Below are 20,259 nucleotides of genomic sequence, written 5' to 3' on the forward strand. Positions count from 1 at the left end.
GTAATGAAAGGATTTTCAAGAGGGTTTGGGATACTTCCCAACAAGCAAAATCTGTCCGGCAAGCCATAGCGCAGACGGGCAGATTTACGGAAATGGGTACCCGTTTCCTATGCTTGCTCCGAAACTTATCACTTTAACAAACAAAGAAAGGACGGGAAAGGAATGGAACGGAAACGGAAAATCAAGGACGGGCATATCGTGGTAAAAAATCCACTATATCAAGAAATGCCAAAACAGGAAGTGGCGATAAAATCCGGCAGGACGCTCTACCGCTTTACGGGAAGCTATGACGGAGAAAGGAGCCTGCCCCACAAGGTTCTGCGCCTTATGGGACAGGAAAAAGCAGAAAAAGATGTTGAAGAATGAACGGGAAGCCGCTATAATAGCTTCAAGCAATCCTGTATTGGCAGACTGCCCGCCGACGAAAGGAGCAGAAATTATGTTAAGGCAGTCTGACAAAATTACCGCCCTCTATTGCCGCTTATCACGCGACGACGAATTACAGGGCGACAGCAACAGCATTGTAAATCAAAAGGCGATTTTAAGTAAATACGCAAAAGAAAACCACTTTTCAAACACATTGTTTTTCGTGGACGACGGGTATTCGGGTACGAATTTCAACCGTCCGAGTTGGGGCGAACTACTGGAACGGATTGAAAACGGCGAAGTGTCAACATTGATTGTTAAGGATATGTCACGGTTAGGGCGTGACTATCTGAAAGTAGGCTTTTACACCGAAGTCCTCTTTGCCGAGAAAGACGTGCGGTTTATTGCCATTAACAACGGCATAGACAGCGCGAACCAGCAGGACAGCGACTTCACTCTGTTTTTGAGCATCATAAACGAGTGGTACGCAAAGGACACAAGTAAGAAAATTCGCGCTGTGATGAAGTCAAAGGGGGAAGCGGGGGAACATCTTTGCAGTAACCCGCCCTACGGCTACATGAAAGACCCCGACAACAAAAAGCATTGGATTGTAGATGAAGAAGCCGCCAAAGTGGTGCGCCGGATTTTCCGCTTATGCTTAGAGGGGTACGGACCGACACAGATTGCCCGTATTCTGAAAGAAGAAAAAATAGTCACTCCGACAGTCTATTTCATGCAGAACGGATGCCCAACAAGAAACACTCCGCAAAATAACCCCTGCCGTTGGAGTGCCGAAACGGTAACATTTATTTTGGAACGTCCAGAGTACCAAGGGCATACAGTAAACTTCAAAACTTTTGTCCAGTCTTACAAGACTAAAAAGAAATGTTACAATCCGGCGGAAAAGCAGCTTGTGTTTCTTGTGTAGATAAAAAAGATGCACATCAATATCGTATCCTTACGGCCAAATTCAGAAAAAATTGTACTTTCTTCCAAAATGAAATAGATCATAATTTTTATAATAGTCCGCACTTTTGCAATTGTATATTTTACTTATATTGAACAAAGTGATATAAGAAACGGACTTGTTGTTCTCGACATTTACGTTTCGGTTACTCTAGATTTTATATACTCTGCAACATCATCAATTTCTGGATAAACATATGCCTTATTAATCCCAATTCGATTCAGAATTTCGAGTATTCGTCCTTTTTTATCTGCCGGAATATAAAATACAAGCTTTTTCCCATTACAGATATACCTATAATCTTTAGTGCTTTGTTGACCATATGTAACTTCCTGGTTATTATAAAAAGATTCATCTAATCCCCAAATTATGAACGCCCCTTCTTGATGTGCAATTCTTTGATTTTTTCTAATTGGTTTTACAAATACTGGATTTGCAACCTCTTGAAATGAAATATCTCCACAAAACGAAGGACACTCGGACAAAACTTCATGTCTAAATTCCTCATAAGCGGAGCAAAGTAGACGAACTCCTCCCCTCAATATGGACAACAAAGTCTGCTGTTTTGAGAAAGTAAGCATTGGGAGACTTGATAAGATTGCTACTTCCTCGCACTTTTCATATTTGAGATCACTACTACAAACCTCATACATAAGCACCTCACCAGGAATATTTCCTCTTTCACAGGCAAAATAGAGGGCAACTAATGGATTAGATGTAACGTCTAGCAATCTTGTTGGTAAACCGTAGTGCTGCATTTCGACTAGAAAATCAAGGTGTGACGTGCAGTGAACAAATGAGTCTGGGCATCGTATGACGAGTTCTTGGTACATCATGTATTCATTTTTGTATAAGCGGCTTTCTCTAAAAAGCGATGGGACTGAGATATAGTTGATATTAGAATGACCTCGAAAGAAATGGTTTTGCGTTTCAGATATTTTTGAGATTTCGGATATAAAACGTTCTACTGATGAAATTTGTATTAGCTCTATATCATTACGAACAATGAACGATTCATCTTTCGTAATATATTTATCAGATTGGGGATAAAGGTGTTGCAAAATAGTTAAAAGCACAGTGGAATACAATTCCTTAGAAGCAGGTGCCAATAATATGTACAAGATACTTTGACATTCTACGTTGGTGAATGGTGCATGACCTTCAGATGTCAAATTGATTTTAGAAAAACAAGCAAGAACATCGGAAAATGAAGATGGTTTTTTATCATCAAGAACAGTTTTGAAAATGCTGGTTTGTAGCTGTTTCTTTAGACTATCTTTATTGGTCTGGAAAAGTCCGTCTTTACAGTATACATAGCCATCTGTAAAAAGCTTAATATATACTGTCTGGAATAAAATTTCCGAAACAAAAGAGAAATTTGCTATTTCTTTGATGTACAACAAATCTTTGTCTACAATTGATGACTGATGACCCATTGCTATTGTACTCTATCCTCATAATTATGGCTATTTGTCCAAGTTGCTGTTATTCATTAGCCTTGCTCCAGTAAATCGGACAATGGCTGTACTGACAAGGGGCTTCTGTGATATATGGCATCCCAAATATCCAAACAGGTTCTTAAGATACTTGGATTCTCCTTACCAGCATGAAATAAGCGAGCTACACAGGAAATTATATCCTCCATATGATATCCAAAATTGTTTTCTGGAGAGTCAAGGAACGACTTACAGACCGCCAAAAGTACATCTGCACAATCTATGGAATTAATATCATTCTCTTTTAAATAGTGTAAAATATCCACTTCCAATCGGTTCTTTGTCGATTTTTTAAGCAGTTTCATCAGAAAATTTTTATCACGTTGCACTTGTATGCGTTCATTGATAAATAACAGACTAAGAGACGGCAGTTTTGTGCTGCAATCTGCAAGGTGTAGTAAAAGCCGCTTACAACACGCATGGCTATCATCATTGTTAAAATAGATTACAGCTTGCCGGCAGATTGCGTCTGCCTGCTGATCGTTTAGCGGTAGTTCCATGAGGTTTTCCACTGTCCAGTGATTTGTAACAATCATAACCGCAATCATTTCAGCAGCGCGTTTTTTTAAATCATTTATGGAGGATTGACATGCGTTTTTTAATTTGGAGGTATAGAATTTGGAGTCAATTTCATAAAAACGGTATAAAAGATCAAAAGCTTGTCTAGCTCCCAGCGTTCGCAAGTCTCTCTCCAACAACTGATCAAATAAAATCTTTGAGAAGGCTTTATCAATGTTATACCAAGGTACTGCACAATCCATAACCGCAAATAATATGGCAGGATTTTCATCTTCGACTGCTCTTTTAACGACTTTTTCAAACTGAAAAGCAAGGTTTGTTTGATTCCATAAAAGTTCTCCTATCGCTTCGAAAGCACATCCACGAACACAATTTATTGAACCTTGCAGTAAATCTTCACAGCTTAATTTGTCACTTTTTTTATGAAGATCAAACGAATAAAATTCTGGCTCAGAATCTTTGTAACAATCTACTATTTCAATGAGTTTTTGTAAGATATCAGTTGGCCAATCCTCAGTAGCTCGTTTTGATAATACATGTGAAAAAGAGATGTCCAGTTGTGCAGATGGCTTCTGACAAAAACGTCTCAAGACTTTGCAGGTCAGGGGCAAAGGAACTTCCGACGAATCCAATGCATTCACCACAGCATCTACAAATTCCTCAGATACATTCTGAGGAAAGCTTAAAGAAAGTGCAGCAAATCGGACTGGCTCTTTTTTTGCTGCAGTAGATAGGCTTCGGGCAAACATAGGAGGTGTGGATTCAATTCCAGAATTCCGGCGTTCTCCATTCCTCTCTGGCGGATATTCGCTCATATTGGAAATTATCCTTAACCAGCTTTTGTCACTGATTCTGTCAAGATGTCCTTCAATTGGAGAAGAAACATAATGTGCCATCCCGATACGAAAAATATCAAATTTATGAGACGACTCAGGAAACTTTCGTTTTAGGACCTCAATTAGTTCCTTAGTTGTTTTTGCTGTTCTATCAGGGAAAAGTGCAGAAAGAAGAATACTCTGTAAATCTCCCCAAAACGAGTTATAGTAATTCCCTCCACCTTCCGCTTTGTGACATCTCATTCGATATTGATATGTAGCACGCATTTCCTCTACAGGGGGACTCCAATGCATTAGAGTTTGTTCCAATTTAATAAATGTGGTTTCACTACAATAAGGAGAGAATCGCTGAATAATCCGTTGGGAACAGGAAAGCTGATTTTTCTCTATACCAGTTTCTTCAAAGGCATTTCTATCAAAATCAGATAATAACCATTGCAATACTTCATCGGAAGAATCAAGTGGAAGGTACTCCATTGCATGGAGAAATAATTCCTGTTTGATTGGAGATTCAATATGTGTCCACAGAGAAACACATTGAAAAAAATGCTTTGGTTCTTTTTCGGCCAATTGATTGAGGGCAAACTGTATAAATTGAACGATTTGCCGTTCAGCAGTTACAAGAGCACCTTTCGAAGACCAATCGCTCATATAACGGGACTTGGATTCTGTCTCTGCTACTTCTAGTACGGCAGGCAACAGCTCTGTGACAATCTGCTCACAGTTTTGTTCAACATAAGATTTTGAGATTGTTTCATCAAGAAAATGCACATTTTTTCGATAATCAGGACCGGATAAAATCCAGACTTTTATGACAGGGATTGCTTGGACACACCCATGAGCAATTAAATCGTATAAAGCAAAATCGTCTTGTAAAAGGCCAATGTTATTCAAAAGTAAATTAATCCGCATAGAAAACACATTGGAGGACTGACTCGTGCACTGGCCTACAATTTCGTACAGTTCATTAGGTTGAAGAACATCCATCTCAGGTTTTTGAAGAATTGTCCACACTAGTTCTGGATCTTCCTGAACAATAGAGCGCAAAAGCCTGTTTCCTTCCGTTTTGTGCCAAGGGTAATTAGGAGCCGATTCAAATAATAAGCGTATAAATGCAGGATGGCCCCAAAACACCGCTCACACGATCTGGGAATGCCATTCCGGATTTTGATAATAGGCAGACAGCAATTCCCAATCGTTCCTGTTTGGATAATCGGACTGTCCTAAAACCTCAAAGGCACAACAACGAAAGTAGTAACGGACATCTGGAGACTCTAAAAGATCCTGACATGCCCTCAAAAACATTTTGTGGTCAACTTTTGATAAGTATTGCAGCAACATCAGCAGTTGGTAGCGTACATCTGGTGTCTGCTTATCTATACTTCCTAAAAATGCAGTGATTTGTTCCCCTGAGCAAAGCCGATTTAGATTATCCACCGCCAAAAAATAGTCCAAGAAGCTTTGGTGACAGAAGAAAACCTTTCCCTCTACTTTTTTCAATACGCCACAAGAAACCAACGCATCAATTGCTGTCCGATCCGTTATCTGCAATAGTGGTACAAAAAGGGATTCTCTGCTTCGCATACTGGTAATCAGTTGGTTGTAACATTGTGTAGTTGCGTTGATAGCCACCCCCTTGCTTTCGCAGTCAGTCAGAGTCTGTTGCCACCATTCATCCATCAATTGGAATAAAGTGGTGACTGTATTTTTAACTTCACTTTTGATTTGGGTCCAAATATACAGATTTGATGGCGTTTGAAGCAGTGTTTGTAGCCTTACGGAGAGTTTCGGATAAGAATCTCCAGTAACACTTTGAACGTTCGCCTTGGACAATAGTCCTATTGTAATAGTTTCCCATCGGAGTTGTTGTGTTTTGTCATCTCTAGACGGATTCAATAAATTCCGCAAGCCAGGGTCAGTTTCATAATCAAATGTACGTACTGCAAAAATACAGCTGATTTGTCCGCCTTCATGATGATTGAATTCTTGAACTTGCCGAATCATTGCCTTGCAAACATCCAACATAGTGGAAGTACGGCTGTTCGTCCAACGCAAAGCATCCAGTTGATCAAAAATCAAGACACAGCGTTGCCCTCCTGCTATTCGATACAAAGCTGCAACTGGAGAGTCTGGCAGATCCAGCAAACGGCCATATTGATCGGGGGATCGCTCTGGTTGGTCTTTATCTAGGGAAAGCACTAAAAATGGAATCTCACTATCCTTCAATACCTGGATAACTTCTTGAATACATCCGCTTTTCCCAGCTCCAGCACTACCCTGAAGAATGACAGACTTTCCACTACGAATTTGCTCTAATACTTTATCCGTTTCTATCCGATGAATCAGCATTGAACCAATAGACTGAAAACGCTCTACATATGTACGATTTAGCTCAAGTATACGGTGTAAACAACTAGGGTCCTGTCTCATAATCCGTCGGTGAACCCCTTGACTTTCTAACCAATTGACAATATTTGATTCACAGATTGGCTTTCCCCAATATGATTGATCATTAGCAAAACGTTCCAATAAGACGCGAATTGCCGACGCAGAACAAGAATCATTTTCTACAAATATAATTGAGATTAAACTCTCTAGTCTCCGGCGATGTTCTTCGCCTATTGGCTCTAACTCAAAATAGCAGTGAGAGAGTAAGTATACTAATTGTGTTCCAGTTTCCTGGAACTTCTCTGCGCAATGTTTTTGCCATTTGCGCAATGACGAATTTGTCACTTGTTCTCTGAATGTTGTTTCCGATCCATTGCAGGTTCTAGCACGGTTACATAAAGAGTCAAGTTCATCATATGGTATTGGCGAAATAAAATAATAAGCATGCTTTTTACCACTTAAAATGTGTGCTTTCGCATTCTGGAACACGGTATGATTATCTAAATCGCAGGGACGCCAAGATAATTGTATTCCATTCGAGCCTTTACATTGATAATATCTTCGTTCTCCGTCTGGTGCTGTAGCAATATATTCAACACCAACCCCCTCACGACCTAAAGGCTCTACTTCTATAGAAACAAGGCGCTCTAAAAGAAGTTCCAATACCAGTTGGGCAAAAAAGCGATCTTCATACCGGTTTCCGCTTTTATCGCCACGCCCACCACGTTCAAGACTCATAGGATGTAACCTCACTTCATACAGAAATACAGAAATTCGGTGTTATTGTAAAATATAATATATGATTATCCCTTTAGCTCAGCCTGACAGAGCCAGCAATAGCGAGGACAAGGCGGTCAAGAAGTAGAGGACCAAAGGAACGACGGGAGAAACGGAAACAAAATTCGTCCAGGTAGGACTGTAGATTGTCTTTCGGCAGGCCGTGATAGGTGCCCGAAATGAACGCCTTGGCATTGCTGACAATGATGTGGAGCCAATGGAGCAGGCCAGAATCGGGATAGTAGGTCTTGTGTTCATGAGAAAACTCTTTCAGCGCCGGAATATAGCTGCGATAACCGTCGCTGCGGATCACACTGTTTTCTGCAAAGGCGGATTGGGCAAATTTTCTGACAGGAGCCTGTTTGATGGGGGTTAGGGGTTGGCCGTGAAAGTTTGTGTACAGCATTTACAACAACAACTGACCCAATAACCCCTTAATCACAAGTGCTCTCCAGAAACAGATGAAATATGAGCAACCTTTTCTCGATATTTCATCTGTTTTTGGGAGAAAATGACATTGTCAGTTGTTGTTGCATCCTATCGATTACACAAGTTTGTCTGCCCTCTCATGTTAGGCCTGACACGCATTTTGAGATGACATGGATTGCCTTGACTGTCCAGAGACAATGCCACAAAACCCTTCGCCTTTTCCGTTCCACGTCCCCGCTTTTTGCCCCTTACAGGCCCGCCAAAGTACGCATCGTCAAACTCGATCACACCTTTGAGCTGATGTTTTTCATCTCGCTGTCCCATGGCCGCGCGGATGCGCTTGAGCAGATACCATGCGCTCTTGTAGGTCATCCCCAGTTGCCTGGACAGTTGGACTGCGGAGATCCCTCGCTTATCCTGGCACACCAGATAGAATGCAAGAAACCACTTCGTCAGCGGCAGATGGGTCTTGTGCAGGACCGTCCCTGCCGTCACGGAAACCTGGTGACGGCATTGGGCGCACTGATATCGGCCATTGCTCAGCCGGTATCCATGCCGACTCCCACATTTGGGGCAGACGTACCCCTTTTCCCACCGCTGTGCTGCCAGATAGTCCAGGCACGCACTTTCTGTTGAGAATCGTTTCAGAAATGCTCCCAAGGGTAATCCTTTTCCCTTCGCCATGACCCTTCCCCTCCCTTTCGGGTTTCATGGCTCCAGTTTATCACAGTTTTCCTCCCTTGTTCCAGCTTTTTCTCTTGCTGAACTAAAGGGATAATCATATATAATAAAACTACTTCTAATATTGATCTTATTGCTTTGATTTAAAGCTATCTGAATTCTTCCGCTATTTCGTTTCTTCCTCAGTATCAATAATCGGTTCGTGGTTACCGATTATCTGGTATGTATCAATTTGCCCCATGTTTTTTTCTTGCTCCAAGTTCTCTTGCCTCTCAGAGAAGGAATACCCATATCTTCCAGTTGCAAAGATATTCTCGCAAGACTTGCCCTCGATACGGCCATCTCATGAATCAAGCGGACACCCTTTGCTTGTCCTTCATGAACAATGAGTTTCCCTTGCTGATCATGGGTATATCCATAACATATTCGTTGATAATACTTGGAATCTGGATTTTTGAAAGATTTACGCAGTCCCCATTTGATGTCCTCGCTTTTAGAAAAGCTCTCTTCCTGCGCTCTGGCACAAATCAATGACAGCATGAACTCGGAACTTTCATAGAGGGAATGAATGTCCTCCTGTTCAAAATAGATGTCGATATTTCTATTTCTTAACATCCGAATGGTCTTTAATGCATCCACTGTGTTACGGGCAAAGCAATGCGCAGATTTCGTGAGGATCATATCAATCTTTCCGCGTTTACAAGCAGATAGCAATGAGTTAAACCTGCTTCGTCCTTTTATCCGTGTTCCGCTGCCTATATCGGAATATGCACCTACGAAAATCCAACTTGGATTCTGTTTGATATGATCTTCATAATAGTGTTCTTGTGCAACTAAGCTGGATTGCTGTCCATCTGCTCTGGTACTGATCCGACAATATGCCGCTACCTTTAGTTTCAGTAGAATTTTGCTCTTGGGTAAAATTGTCCTTGCAACGCTCATTTGTTTCCTTTTTATCTTTCATGAGAGCGACATCTGCGCCGGTTCTCCCTTTGAACAAGCTCAAACAAATCCGTTGAAATAATCGCTGGATGATGACCTCTCATGACTATCTTAGTATCTGCATCAACGTTTTCGACTTGCACACCATCTCTGATTTGTGTCTTGCCCAAAACAACATCGCCAAGATACTTCTCATTTTTGAGAATTTTAGAAATCGTTTCCTTGCTCCAGATATCCTTTCCAGTAGGTGAAAGTACATTCATCTGTGCTAACGAAGTAGAAATCTTCCCAAGGCTGTCACCGGCAGCAAAGCGCTCAAAAATGTGGAACACATAAATGGCTTCTGCAGGATAGACCATTAGGTCACCTTCTGTGGTTATTCTGTAACCATAGCATACTGTAGATGCTTTGGCGGATTTTCCGCTATGAAAACTTTTTTGCAGGCCAGCTTTAATTTGCTCGCTTTTTGTCGTATCCATGGTATCATATTCCTCCAATAATTTCAATCAAATCAATATAAGTGAGATATAAAAATACACAACTTGGAAGTTGCGCATGGATGTACATGATCAAGTCGTTCTATAAAGAATGGTGTGTTTTTACTACATTACTCTCTTCGGGGAGTAGGATAATACGTTCATAGAAACTTCATTTTTCTTTCTGTTTCAACACTTTTTGACAGGATTTTCGTCAACTTATCATTTGAAAAGGAAAATATCAATACGTTGACAGAGTCCAGCGAGTTCCTGATCACCCTGTTCAGCGGCTTTGCCCAGGCGGAGAGCGAGTCCATCAGCAAAAACGTGATCTGAGGCATCCAAAAGAGCCGGGAGGCGGGGAACGTCCCCTTCCAGTACTAGAAGCTGCTGGGCTACCGGCGAGGGGCTGACGGTCAGCCGGAGATCATCCGGTCGGAGGCGGAGACAGTCAAGCGTATCTTCCGCCGCTACCTGGACGGGTACAGCCTGGGCCAGATCAAAGCGGAGCTGGAGGCGAATCATGTTCCTACCGCCTGCGGAATCCAGGGCTGGACATATCAGGTGATCCACAACATCCTGGTCTATGAAAAATACATTGGCGACGCCCTGCTGCAAAAGACCTATACCACCGACTGCATCAGCAAGACGGTAAAGAAAAACCAGGGAGAGCGCCCCATGGTGTATGTGGAGAACAATCACCCGCCCATCATTCCGAAAGAGATCTTCTATCAGGTACGGGAGGAGATGGCCCGCAGGTCCAGCAAACGGAAGGTGATGCAGAGAACGGCCAAGACTGAACAGGGTAAATACTCCGCTAAATACGCCCTGTCCGAGCTGCTGGTGTGCGGGGAGTGTGGGACGCCCTACAAGCGATGCACCTGGGCCAGAAACGGCAAAAAGCGGATCGTCTGGCGGTACGTCTCCCGGCTGGAGTTCGGCACGAAATACTGCCATACTTCTCCCACGCTGGACGAGGACAAGCTGCACCGGGCCATCCTGGAGGCCATCAACGGCCTCGACCAGACCGGGCAGGAGATCACGGAGGAGTTCTTGGATATCGCCAGCCTCGTCCAGCAAGGACAGGAGGGCGGCGGGGGCGATCCCCTTGCCCTGCAGCGGCTGGCGGTTCTGACGGCGGAACAGGCGGCGCTGATGGAACAGGCGCTGGCGCTGCCAGAGAATATGGAAAACAAAGAATTGAACACCCGACTCAGAGAGATCGCAGAGGAGCGGGAGAGCATTCTGTACCAGCTTGGATCGCTCCAGCAGGCGGATGAACGGCAGGCTGGCCAAGCGGCCCGGATGAACAGCCTGCGGGAGTTTGTTGAACAGCGGGAAACGAAATTTGCGGTATACGATGACGCCATCACCCGCAAGTTTGTGGAGCAGATCACTATCCTGGACGCTGAAACCATCCGCATCAAGTTCCGCTATCCGGGGCTGGAGGTTGACAAAAAACTGAACTGACAGCGGTGCAAGTTCAAATACCACTTCTTCGGACATTACCACATGGACAGGGTCATCCAAAAGAAATATGTTCTGCTGTACGAGCGGATCATCAGACCGAAGCTGTGAAAAGTGTCCGGCAGGGCGGGAACAAAATTAGTTCCCACCCTGCCGGACGCTTTTCTGTTGTAGCCACAATTCCAGCAGGTCGAGCAGCATTTCTTCAAACCCGTTGCGCCGCAACGGTTACCGGCCTTCATCTTTTTTCTCTACAGAAGGAAAAGGGCTGTAATCACTGCAATTGCTGGATTCCGTCAACTGCTCCTCACAGCGTTTCCTCTCATTTCCGCCGCCCATCTCTTCGAATGAAATATGGCGTTTTGGCAGACCATACAAAAAAAGCATACAGAATAAAATGGTTTTTTACATTATTGACAACTCAACTTATCTGTGCTATCTTAATATCATAATTATTTCCATAAAATATAAAAATATATGATACGTTTTTGCTGCTATATGCTGCGGCAATACACCATGTCAGGAACGCTGCGGGAACCGTTTCCGGCGTTTTAAGTTTTATTCATTAGGAGGTGGAAAAAGGGCGGATTTCCGGACCTGGCGAATCTATTTTGGCACATTTTGAAGGAGGAAAGGAACATGAGACACTATTCCAGCACTGCCCCCAAACGTGCCCTGGCTCTGCTTCTGACCATCGGAATACTGGTATCCCTGATGGTCCTGCCCGCGTCCGCCGTCACAGGCGACAGCTACGCGGACAGAAGCCACCCTGTTGAGGGCGACAACATCACCATCAGCGACTATGTTTTGGAGCTCAACTCCGTTCAGGACCTCACCGCAACCTTAACCGTCCCCAACGACACGATCAAGGGCGATGCGCAGGCCTGGGCGTCCAGCCTGGTCTGGTCTCTGACCCGTACCAAGGACATGTTTGTCCAAGACCCCGAGATCTATCCCCATGTCTATACCGGCGACAAGCTGGAGAACTGGCAGATTTGGGACAGTGAGAACGGGAAGTACGGCGACGGCATCAAGGACAGCCCCTGGTTCTACTTCGTAGACAGCACCGGTGCTAAAAAAGCCACTACCGCCGAGGCCGTTTCTGTGGCCGCCGGCGATACCAATACCGTAATCACCCTGAAATTCTCCACCAATCCCTTCTTCGGCAAGGTGGGCTTCACCGACTACGGCGGCCCCGGCATCCGCAACGTATTTAACAGCTTTAACGGCCCCTACCTGTTCACCGCTTCCGCCGGCAGCAAGGTAGTTGGCTCTTGCGAGCTGGAAGTCCAGGTGTACCGCAGCTATCACCGCTACAACGAGGTTCTCAATGAACTCAACGCCCTGAAAGCTGCTGCCGCGGCCCGTTCCGGCCGGTATGTGGAGATCATTGAGTACGGCGAGTCCGAGGGCGGCTTCCCCATGTACGCCGTGGTCCTCTCCGACAGCAAGTCCTCTGTGGATGCGTTCCGGGCGCTCAATGATACCGTTACCACCAGGCCCCAGAACGTGATCAGCCGGATCAAGAGCGGTTCGCTGAAGGATTACCGCATTCCCTTCATGATTAACAACCAGCACTCCGACGAGTACCCCAATATGGACGCAGAGCTCAACCTTCTGTGGGAGCTGGTAACGGAGGATACCCTCACCTACCGGAAGCTCACCGGGCTGAAAGACGGCACCGATGTGCCCAAATACTGGTCGGATCAGCTGGATCAGTTCGACATCACCGGCTGCGGCGCGCCCCATCTGGACATCAAACCCAACGGCGAGCAGTCCGACAATGACGGCGAGCTTGGCTCCGAAGAGATCTACGCCATCAGCGGCGACATCTCCTACAATGTAGACGATCTGCTGGATAACCTGATCCTGGTGGTTTCCCTGGCCGAGAACCCCGACGGCCGTACATACGGCTCCCGCCGGAACTACAACGGCATCGACCACAACCGCGACTCCACTTTCCAGACCCAGTCTGAGACCCGGGCCATCACACAGCTGATTAACGACTGGAATCCGGTGGCTTTCGTGGAGCTGCACGGCTACATGACCGACTTCCTCATCGAGCCCTGCACCCCGCCTCATGAGCCCAACCTGGAATACGATATTTTGATCCCCCACTTCTTTGAGGGCGCCGAGGCCTATGGCAACTCCGCTCTGGGCACCATCGCCGGAGAGGGCTACGACTACAAGTTCTCCCAGTACTATGTGCCTCTGCGCGACAACTTCGACCGTAAAGAGGGCGTGTGGGATACGTGGGACGACCTGAGCACCAACTACACCCCCAGCTACGCGATGCTCAACTGCAACGCCGCCGGCTACACCATTGAGACTCCCCGCGCCAACGAGGCCTCCACCCGTCTGTTTGAGTGCGGCTTCTACGGTATGTTCCAGTACTATATGGAGCACAAGGAGGAGGTCTACCTGCGCCAGATGGAGTTCTTCCTGCGCGGTTTGAACAACACCGACGCCTCCGCGAACATCGCTCCCTGGTATGTGGACTATCACGACAAGCAGATCCCCGTCACCGATATGCGTCCCCTCTTTGAGGACAACGGCAAGTTCTTCTGCGAGTACTGGGTCATCCCCGTGGACGCGGACAGCCAGCGCAGCGTGGGTGCGGCCTATGATATGGCTGAGTTCCTGATCCGCAACGACATTCAGGTGAGCAGGCTCACCGCCGACGTCGTCGTGAACGACACCACCTATAAGTCCGGCTCCTTCGTGGTGGATATGCACCAGGCCAAGCGCAATTACGCCAACTGTGTGCTGTACAGCGGCGTGGACGCCTCCTACTCCGGCTTCATCTCCCTCTACTCCGACGCCGTGACCAACTATCCCGAACAGTGGGGCTTTACCGCTATCCCCGTGGCCGTGGAGGGCGCGTTCTCCGGCAAACTGCGGGCCGTCACCTCCGTGATCCGCGCCTCTACCTTCACCGGTGAGACCGGCGGCTACGTCATCATCTCCAACGACAGCATCCACTCCGTCAACGCGGTCAACACCCTGCTGGGTTCCCGCAAGACTGTGGGCATGGTCGTATCCGGCGATTATAAGGGCGACTTTGTGGTCAGCTATACCGATTTCCAGTCCGTGAAGAATAAGTTCACACTCAGCGGCACCGGCGTGAGCACCCTTCCCGATGCCCGCCGCCTGCAGCGTGAGCCCACCATTTATCTGGTCGGCCTGCTGGACGAGTTCCAGAACGCGAAGATCTCCAGCGGCTATTATGCCAACTGGTTCTCCGACGGATACGGCTCCACTCGTTACGACATCATGCACAACAGTGAAACCGCCAACGTCAACCGCCTGGCCCTCACCGAGCAAATGAACTTCAAGGTCACCAATAATCCTGCCAAGGCGGATATTATCGTGGGCAACGTGGCTCCCACCGCCAATCCCCGTACCGAGGCCGCTGTCCTGGCCGCTGTAAAGGCCGGCACGCCCTATCTGGGCATCGGCTGGGGTCCCATGAACTACATCAAGGAGAACCTTCTGTCTGACGTGGGCTTCGAGCCCAACCGTCCCGACGGCGATATGCTCCACCGCATCACCTATCCCACTGACAGCCTGCTGACCGCCAACCACGCAGCCGACGGCGACAACATCATCTATGCTGTGGACGGCGTGTATTTCGATGGCGAGATTCTCCAGAATCCCAACACCTCCATCCTCATCCGCTGCGCTGAGGGCGACACTACCGACTATATGATCGCCGGCTGCGCCCCCAATGCTGAGCAGATGTCCGGCAAAGTGGAGGCCATCACCTACAATGACGGCAAGCTGGACCTGACCCTGTTCGGAAACAGCCTGACCAACCGCGCGTTCCAGCGTGACGATTACACCTACGCCAGCAACACCATCTACTCCAAGGTACTCGCCGACACGCCCATGAGCGGCTGGGTACGCTAACGATACTGAACGAGTCCCGCTTTTTGGCAAACGTCCGAAAAGCGGGACTCATTATATTGGGAAAGCATTGATACAGCGGGATTTCTTTCCTCTATTAAGAATAAAGAAGTTTTCGCAAACACTTCAACACAAAGCTGAAATCTCTGTGCCGGGCCGCCAGGGGGCGGCCCGGCAGCTTTTGATTCAACAAATATGCAAACTCACCGCAGCAGCCTGGCTGCGGTATTTTATAGCGCTCACCAAAATTGCGGACACCGGGCCGCCGCCCGTTTGCCGGGAATTTTGATGGCAGCTGCAAAAGCCCCTTCTGCGCACTCCACATGGAACGCCATTTGCCAGAGGACCTGTTCCTGAAACACAAAACCATGGACCGCTTTTCGCCGCCGTTCTCGTCTGGAGCTTATGCCTGCAGATTTTTTCTAAAGGCCGCCTCTTTTTACCCCTCCAGATGTTCAGCACTATTTGCAATGTTTTTGGCACATTCTATGGTTTTGCAGCTATCTAAGTGCTGTTATAATAAATTGCGTGGAAATCAGTGGAATCCCGTGGCGAATCAAGTTATCATAAAAGCACCGGACCCGCGGAAGAAACGGCCGCGGAGAAAGGGGAAAGCCTCCGCGCTACGGACCGGCGAGGTTTTCATTTTAATTTGAGCGCCGCTGGCGCACGGAGGCTTTTATGAAATTCTGGAAAATGAACGGTGCGGGCAACGATTTTCTCATTCTGAACAATCTGGAGGAGCACATTCCGGAGGAGGCGTTTCCCCGGCTGGCCCGGACGCTCTGCGAGCGGCACCTCTCCATCGGAGCCGACGGCTTTATGGTAGTGGAGGCGCCCACCCAGGGCGGCGACTACAAAATGCTGTTTTTCAACTCCGACGGAACCATGGGGGAGATGTGCGGCAACGGCGCCCGCTGCATCTGCCGTTACGGCTGCGAGGCCGGTCTTGCCGGAGAGGTCCAGCGGGTAGAGACCACCGCCGGCCTGGTGACGGGAGAGCGGATCGACCAGCGGCGCTACCGGGTCCGTCTCAACGACCCCACCACCATCCGCCTGGACTGCCCTGTGGAGGTGGACGGCGTCACGTATCCCTGCGCCTATGTGGAGCTGGGAAATCCAGGCCTGCCCCACGCGGTAGTGCCCTTCCAGGACCTGCGGGAGGCAGACCGGGACAAGCTGCGGGAGCTGGGCCGCAAGCTCCGCTGGCACCCCGCCTTCCCCAAGGGAGCCAATGTGAATTTTTACGAGCTCATCGGGGAGGACCAGATCTGCGAGCACACCTTCGAGCGGGGCGTGGAGGACTTCACCTATGCCTGCGGCACCGGCACCGGGTCCGTGGTCACAGTGCTGACCCTCCAGGGCAGGGTCTCCGGACACAATGTCCGGGCGCAGATGCCCGGCGGCGAGCTGGTCATCGACGTGGAGCGGGACGGGGACCGCATCACGGACCTCTACCTCACAGGCCCCACCAACATCGTCTGCAAGGGCGAGATCACTGACGAGGAGTTGTCCTTGTAACCCCGGCCGCATTCTCCACGGAAACACTCTCCATCAGTGGTCCGGCCCGCGCCCCCTGCACGGGCCGTCTCCCCCTCATTCAGCTGCCCCTGTCCCTTTATGCCCTCAATTCAAACATCAGGAGGAACCATTATGGAGAAGAAGACCATTGCGAAGAACTACCTGTTCCTGGCCGTCATGCTGGGGGCCATGGTCCTGGGCGCCATTGCGGGCTGGATCTGGCCCGCAACGGAGACAAGCGCCGGCGCCACCGTCCTCAAGCCCCTGGGTACCGTGTTCATCAACATGATGTTCTGCATTGTGGTACCCATGGTGTTCGCATCCATCTCCAGCGCTGTGGCTGGCATGGAGAGCCGCAGACGGGCGGGACGGATCATGGGCGTCACCGTGGGGACCTTCGTGGTCACAGGCGCCGTCGCCGCCGTCATCATGTACCTGCTGATGATGGTCTATCCCCCGGTGCTCACCGCCTGGACGGAGCTGCCCGCCGAGGAGCTGGGAGAGTATGCCTCCCTTGCCGATATGGTCGTCAATTTCTTCACTGCCAGCGACTTTGTGGGCCTTCTGTCCCGCCGGGCCATGCTGCCTTTGATCGTGTTCTCCCTGCTCTTCGGCTTTTCCGTGAACCTCAGCGGCGGAAAGGACTCCCTGGTGGCGAAATTCCTGGAGGACCTGACGGCCGTCATGCTGAAATTCGTCAAGATCGTCACCTACTACGCCCCTGTGGCCTTCTTCGGCTTCTTCGCCGACCTGGTGGCCACCTACGGCTCGCAGATCACGGAGAGCTACGCCCGGGCCATGGTGGTGTATTACCCCCTGTGCTTCGTCTACATCTTTACGGCCTGGCCCCTCTTCGCCTGGTTCGGCGGCGGAAAGGGCGGCGTCAGGACCATGTTCCGCCACATCACCAAACCCGCGGTGGTATCCCTTGGCACCTGCTCCTCCGTCGCCACCATCCCCACCAATATGGAGGAAGCGTCAAGCACCGGCATCAGCAAGGACGTGGCCGACATGGTGCTGCCCCTGGGCGCCACCATGCACATGGACGGCTCCTGCTTCTCCTGTGTTTTGAAGATCGCCTTTGTCCTGGGCGTATTCGGCCAGCGGCTGACCCTGGGAATGCTGGTGCCGGTGATTCTGGTGGCGGTGCTCAGCTCCGTGGGCATGAGCGGCGTGCCCGGCGGCGGCTACATCGGCGAGTACATCATCTGCTCCATCTTCTTCCCCACCCAGATGGAAGTGGCCTTCCCCATTCTGGTGGTCATCGGCAATCTGGTGGACCCCCCGGCCACCATGATTAACGCCGCCGGGGACTATGTGGTCTGCTACATCGTCTCCCGCTTCGTAGACGGGAAGGACTGGCTGCAAAAGGCTTTGAAAAAGTGACGTTCTCCGGCAAACAGGGCCCCTGGAGCAGATGCTCCAGGGGCCCTTTCAGCTTGTCGAAAATACTTTTTCGACAAGCTGCTGTAGATCTCAATGGCGCAGGAAACCCCTCTTGGGTTTCCCGCACACACCCTTCCTTTCCGCTGACGAAACTCCAGCGTTTTTTGACAGTCTGCAGGACCCCTGGAGCAGATGCTCCAGGGGTCCTTTCCGTCCGCCGCGCCATGAATTTAATCAGGTACAGCGCCAGCATATGAAGGGGTAGAAGCATAGGACCCGTACCGGAGAACCCGGCCGCCCCGGCCCCTCTTCCCGCCATAGAGCCAGATGGGGATCAGCGCTCCAGGGCGCTCCAACGCAGCCGGGCGGCGGTGAGGCGAAAATTTCGCCCGCTCTTCTCCATAGCCGCTCCCCTCTCCCTCAAAACTCCACAGGCTCCTGGCGGAGAGACCGGAGATGGGCGATCTCCCGCTCCCACAGCTCCGTCAGCTCCGGTGTGACCGCCTTTCCCCGGCTCCGCAGGGCCTCCGCCCGCTCCTCCACGGAGCGGATGGGCCCCAGGGGCCTGCTGGCGCATTGGGCCGTAAAGGCCGCAAAATCCGCCGTCAGGGGGAGATATTCCCTGGGCCGGTCGTGGTAGAGGAAGTAAACGCCGCCCGCGTCCTCACCGGAGATTTTCAGCGCCACCGTGTCGCCCCACACATTCTCCCCGATGGGCAGCATTCCCTCCTTCAAGAAACCGGACAGACGCCGGCCCAGCTTGTCAAAGTGACAGCGCGGGTCCGCGCCGCCCAGGCCATACAGCGCCCGCAGGTCCGAAGAGACTTCCCCGACGGCAAACTCGGTGTTGGGCGTCTCTCCGCCGTTGTATTTCAGCAGAAACCGGCGGTACTGGTCCGGCAGCCGGAGCTTGTGCTTTTTCTCAAAGGCCGCCGTCAGCGCCTCGATGTCCGCGGTGTCAAACCCGGAGATCAGCATCGGCCCCCGCTCCGGCGTCTTGGGCTCTTGGGGCGCCCTGCGTTCAAAGAGTTTTCTGAATAACACGTTCCTGCCTCCTGTCTCATATGATTTTCACCTGTTCCCATCGGCGGCACGCAGTTTGACGGAGCATCTTCCGCCCGAGCCGCGTCAGGAAAGCTTGAAATCCGCCAGGATTCCCGCGTTGTTCCTCCCTGCCGGACAAAAAATTCTCCCGCCAATCTGCGCACTGCCGTCATTGATGCGGCTCCTCAGATCTCTCCCCGCTCCATCCGCTCCTTCACGCTCTTTCCAAAGGGCGTGGCGGCCAGACCTCCCAGGGCCGTCTCCCGCAGCTCCGTGGGGAGCCGCCGCCCCACGTCGCCCATGCAGTCGATGACCTCGTCCACCGGCACCCGGCTGGTGATGCCCGCCAGGGCCATGTCCGCGCAGCTGACGGCGTTCACCGCCCCAATGACGTTCCGCTTCACGCAGGGCACCTCCACCAGCCCTGCGATGGGGTCGCAGACCAGACCCATGAGGTTTTTCAGCGCCATGGCTGCGGCGTGGCCGATCTGCTCCCCGTCCCCTCCCCGCAGAGCCGTCAGGGCCCCTGCCGCCATGGCGGAGGCGGAGCCGATCTCCGCCTGGCACCCGCCGGAGGCCCCGGCGATGGACGCCCGGCAGCCGATTACTGCGCCGATGCCGGCGGAGACGTACAGCGCCCGCACCAGCTCGTCCTCCTCCGCCCGGCCCGCCCGATAGAGGGGCGCCAGCACCGCCGGCAGCACGCCGCAGGCCCCCGCCGTGGGGGCCGCCACAATCCTGCGCATACAGGCGTTGGACTCCCCCACGCACAGCGCCGCCGCGATGACCTCCCGCAGGTAGGGACCGCACAGGGTGTCCCCGGCGGCGGCGTAGTCCCGCATCCGCGCTCCGTCGCCCCCCACAAGGCCGCTGAGGGACCGCCGCTCCCCCTGGTAGCTCTCCACAGACTCCAGCATGGCCCGCCAGGTCATCCGCATCTTCTCAAAGGAGGCCTCCGCCGTCACCTCCCGCTCCTCCAGGTCCGTCTCCAGCACCACCTGCCAGAAGGGCTTGTTCTCCGCCTTTACCGCATCCAGAATCTCACGTATGGAATCCAT

Annotated in this window: 14 protein-coding genes and 2 pseudogenes; 6 read left to right on the forward strand and 10 right to left on the reverse strand. The window is 50.3% G+C overall.

What is annotated here, in order from left to right; genetic code table 11:
- Positions 1-162: 162 nt before the first annotated feature.
- Both C816_RS07445 and C816_RS07450 read left to right on the forward strand, forming a co-directional pair.
- Positions 163-366, forward strand: coding sequence for a hypothetical protein (locus C816_RS07445; protein WP_016321780.1), 204 nt, complete (start codon positions 163-165; stop codon positions 364-366).
- Positions 353-1,294, forward strand: a complete 942-nt coding sequence (locus C816_RS07450) for a recombinase family protein (protein ID WP_371254366.1) — start codon at positions 353-355, stop codon at positions 1,292-1,294. Before C816_RS07445 ends, C816_RS07450 begins: the two co-directional genes overlap by 14 nt.
- Before the next feature lie 173 nt (positions 1,295-1,467).
- Here the strand turns inward: C816_RS07450 and C816_RS22570 are convergent, their stop codons facing one another.
- The 8 genes and pseudogenes from C816_RS22570 to C816_RS24830 form a co-directional block, all read right to left on the reverse strand.
- On the reverse strand, positions 1,468-2,769 hold the full coding sequence (locus C816_RS22570) for an FRG domain-containing protein (RefSeq protein ID WP_016321782.1): 1,302 nt from the start codon (positions 2,767-2,769) through the stop codon (positions 1,468-1,470).
- 56 nt (positions 2,770-2,825) lie between these two features.
- Positions 2,826-5,171, reverse strand: coding sequence for a hypothetical protein (locus tag C816_RS23550; protein ID WP_207636905.1), 2,346 nt, complete (start codon positions 5,169-5,171; stop codon positions 2,826-2,828).
- 150 nt (positions 5,172-5,321) lie between these two features.
- The gene (locus C816_RS23555; RefSeq protein ID WP_016321784.1) at positions 5,322-7,310 is read right to left on the reverse strand and encodes an NACHT domain-containing protein; all 1,989 of its coding nucleotides are present in this window, start codon (positions 7,308-7,310) and stop codon (positions 5,322-5,324) included.
- A gap of 73 nt (positions 7,311-7,383) precedes the next feature.
- A pseudogene (locus C816_RS07465) lies at positions 7,384-7,716 on the reverse strand (transposase); the annotation flags it as partial.
- A gap of 212 nt (positions 7,717-7,928) precedes the next feature.
- Positions 7,929-8,462, reverse strand: a pseudogene (locus tag C816_RS07470) (IS1595 family transposase); the annotation flags it as partial.
- 210 nt (positions 8,463-8,672) lie between these two features.
- On the reverse strand, positions 8,673-9,401 hold the full coding sequence (locus tag C816_RS22575) for a recombinase family protein (RefSeq protein WP_016321787.1): 729 nt from the start codon (positions 9,399-9,401) through the stop codon (positions 8,673-8,675).
- Positions 9,402-9,412: 11 nt separating this feature from the next.
- Positions 9,413-9,880 carry a recombinase family protein gene (locus C816_RS07480; protein ID WP_040655096.1) on the reverse strand — a complete coding sequence of 156 codons (468 nt, stop codon included), beginning with the start codon at positions 9,878-9,880 and terminating at the stop codon, positions 9,413-9,415.
- Between the two features lie 219 nt (positions 9,881-10,099).
- Positions 10,100-10,402 (reverse strand): hypothetical protein, encoded by a 303-nt coding sequence (locus C816_RS24830; RefSeq protein WP_051147064.1) that lies wholly within the window; start codon positions 10,400-10,402, stop codon positions 10,100-10,102.
- Here C816_RS24830 and C816_RS07485 point away from each other — a divergent pair.
- The 4 genes from C816_RS07485 to C816_RS07500 all read left to right on the forward strand — a co-directional run bounded on the left by C816_RS07485 (position 10,367) and on the right by C816_RS07500 (position 18,157).
- On the forward strand, positions 10,367-11,347 hold the full coding sequence (locus tag C816_RS07485; RefSeq protein WP_242832175.1) for a recombinase family protein: 981 nt from the start codon (positions 10,367-10,369) through the stop codon (positions 11,345-11,347). The two genes, C816_RS24830 and C816_RS07485, sit on opposite strands and share 36 nt — an antisense overlap.
- Before the next feature lie 636 nt (positions 11,348-11,983).
- Entirely contained in the window at positions 11,984-15,253 is a 3,270-nt protein-coding gene (locus tag C816_RS07490; RefSeq protein ID WP_016321789.1) for a M14 family metallopeptidase, read from the forward strand.
- Positions 15,254-15,931: 678 nt separating this feature from the next.
- Entirely contained in the window at positions 15,932-16,771 is an 840-nt protein-coding gene (gene dapF, locus C816_RS07495; protein ID WP_016321790.1) for a diaminopimelate epimerase, read from the forward strand.
- 132 nt (positions 16,772-16,903) lie between these two features.
- Entirely contained in the window at positions 16,904-18,157 is a 1,254-nt protein-coding gene (locus C816_RS07500; RefSeq protein WP_016321791.1) for a dicarboxylate/amino acid:cation symporter, read from the forward strand.
- A gap of 420 nt (positions 18,158-18,577) precedes the next feature.
- Here the strand turns inward: C816_RS07500 and C816_RS07505 are convergent, their stop codons facing one another.
- Complete coding sequence (locus tag C816_RS07505) at positions 18,578-19,201, reverse strand: SMI1/KNR4 family protein (protein ID WP_016321792.1); 624 nt, start codon at positions 19,199-19,201, stop codon at positions 18,578-18,580.
- Positions 19,202-19,386: 185 nt separating this feature from the next.
- The gene (gene sdaAA, locus C816_RS07510) at positions 19,387-20,259 is read right to left on the reverse strand and encodes an L-serine ammonia-lyase, iron-sulfur-dependent, subunit alpha (protein ID WP_016321793.1); all 873 of its coding nucleotides are present in this window, start codon (positions 20,257-20,259) and stop codon (positions 19,387-19,389) included.

This window comes from Oscillibacter sp. 1-3 (assembly GCF_000403435.2).
Lineage (GTDB): Bacteria > Bacillota > Clostridia > Oscillospirales > Oscillospiraceae > Oscillibacter.

Coding starts and splice junctions, on each gene's coding strand:
- C816_RS07445 (WP_016321780.1), top strand. CDS start 163: ATGGAACGGAAACGGAAAATCAAGGACGGGCATATCGTGGTAAAAAAT.
- C816_RS07450 (WP_371254366.1), top strand. CDS start 353: ATGTTGAAGAATGAACGGGAAGCCGCTATAATAGCTTCAAGCAATCCT.
- C816_RS22570 (WP_016321782.1), bottom strand. CDS start 2,769: ATGGGTCATCAGTCATCAATTGTAGACAAAGATTTGTTGTACATCAAA.
- C816_RS23550 (WP_207636905.1), bottom strand. CDS start 5,171: ATGGATGTTCTTCAACCTAATGAACTGTACGAAATTGTAGGCCAGTGC.
- C816_RS23555 (WP_016321784.1), bottom strand. CDS start 7,310: ATGAGTCTTGAACGTGGTGGGCGTGGCGATAAAAGCGGAAACCGGTAT.
- C816_RS22575 (WP_016321787.1), bottom strand. CDS start 9,401: ATGAGCGTTGCAAGGACAATTTTACCCAAGAGCAAAATTCTACTGAAA.
- C816_RS07480 (WP_040655096.1), bottom strand. CDS start 9,880: ATGGATACGACAAAAAGCGAGCAAATTAAAGCTGGCCTGCAAAAAAGT.
- C816_RS24830 (WP_051147064.1), bottom strand. CDS start 10,402: ATGATTCGCCTCCAGCTCCGCTTTGATCTGGCCCAGGCTGTACCCGTC.
- C816_RS07490 (WP_016321789.1), top strand. CDS start 11,984: ATGAGACACTATTCCAGCACTGCCCCCAAACGTGCCCTGGCTCTGCTT.
- dapF (WP_016321790.1), top strand. CDS start 15,932: ATGAAATTCTGGAAAATGAACGGTGCGGGCAACGATTTTCTCATTCTG.
- C816_RS07500 (WP_016321791.1), top strand. CDS start 16,904: ATGGAGAAGAAGACCATTGCGAAGAACTACCTGTTCCTGGCCGTCATG.
- sdaAA (WP_016321793.1), bottom strand. CDS start 20,259: ATGGATTCCATACGTGAGATTCTGGATGCGGTAAAGGCGGAGAACAAG.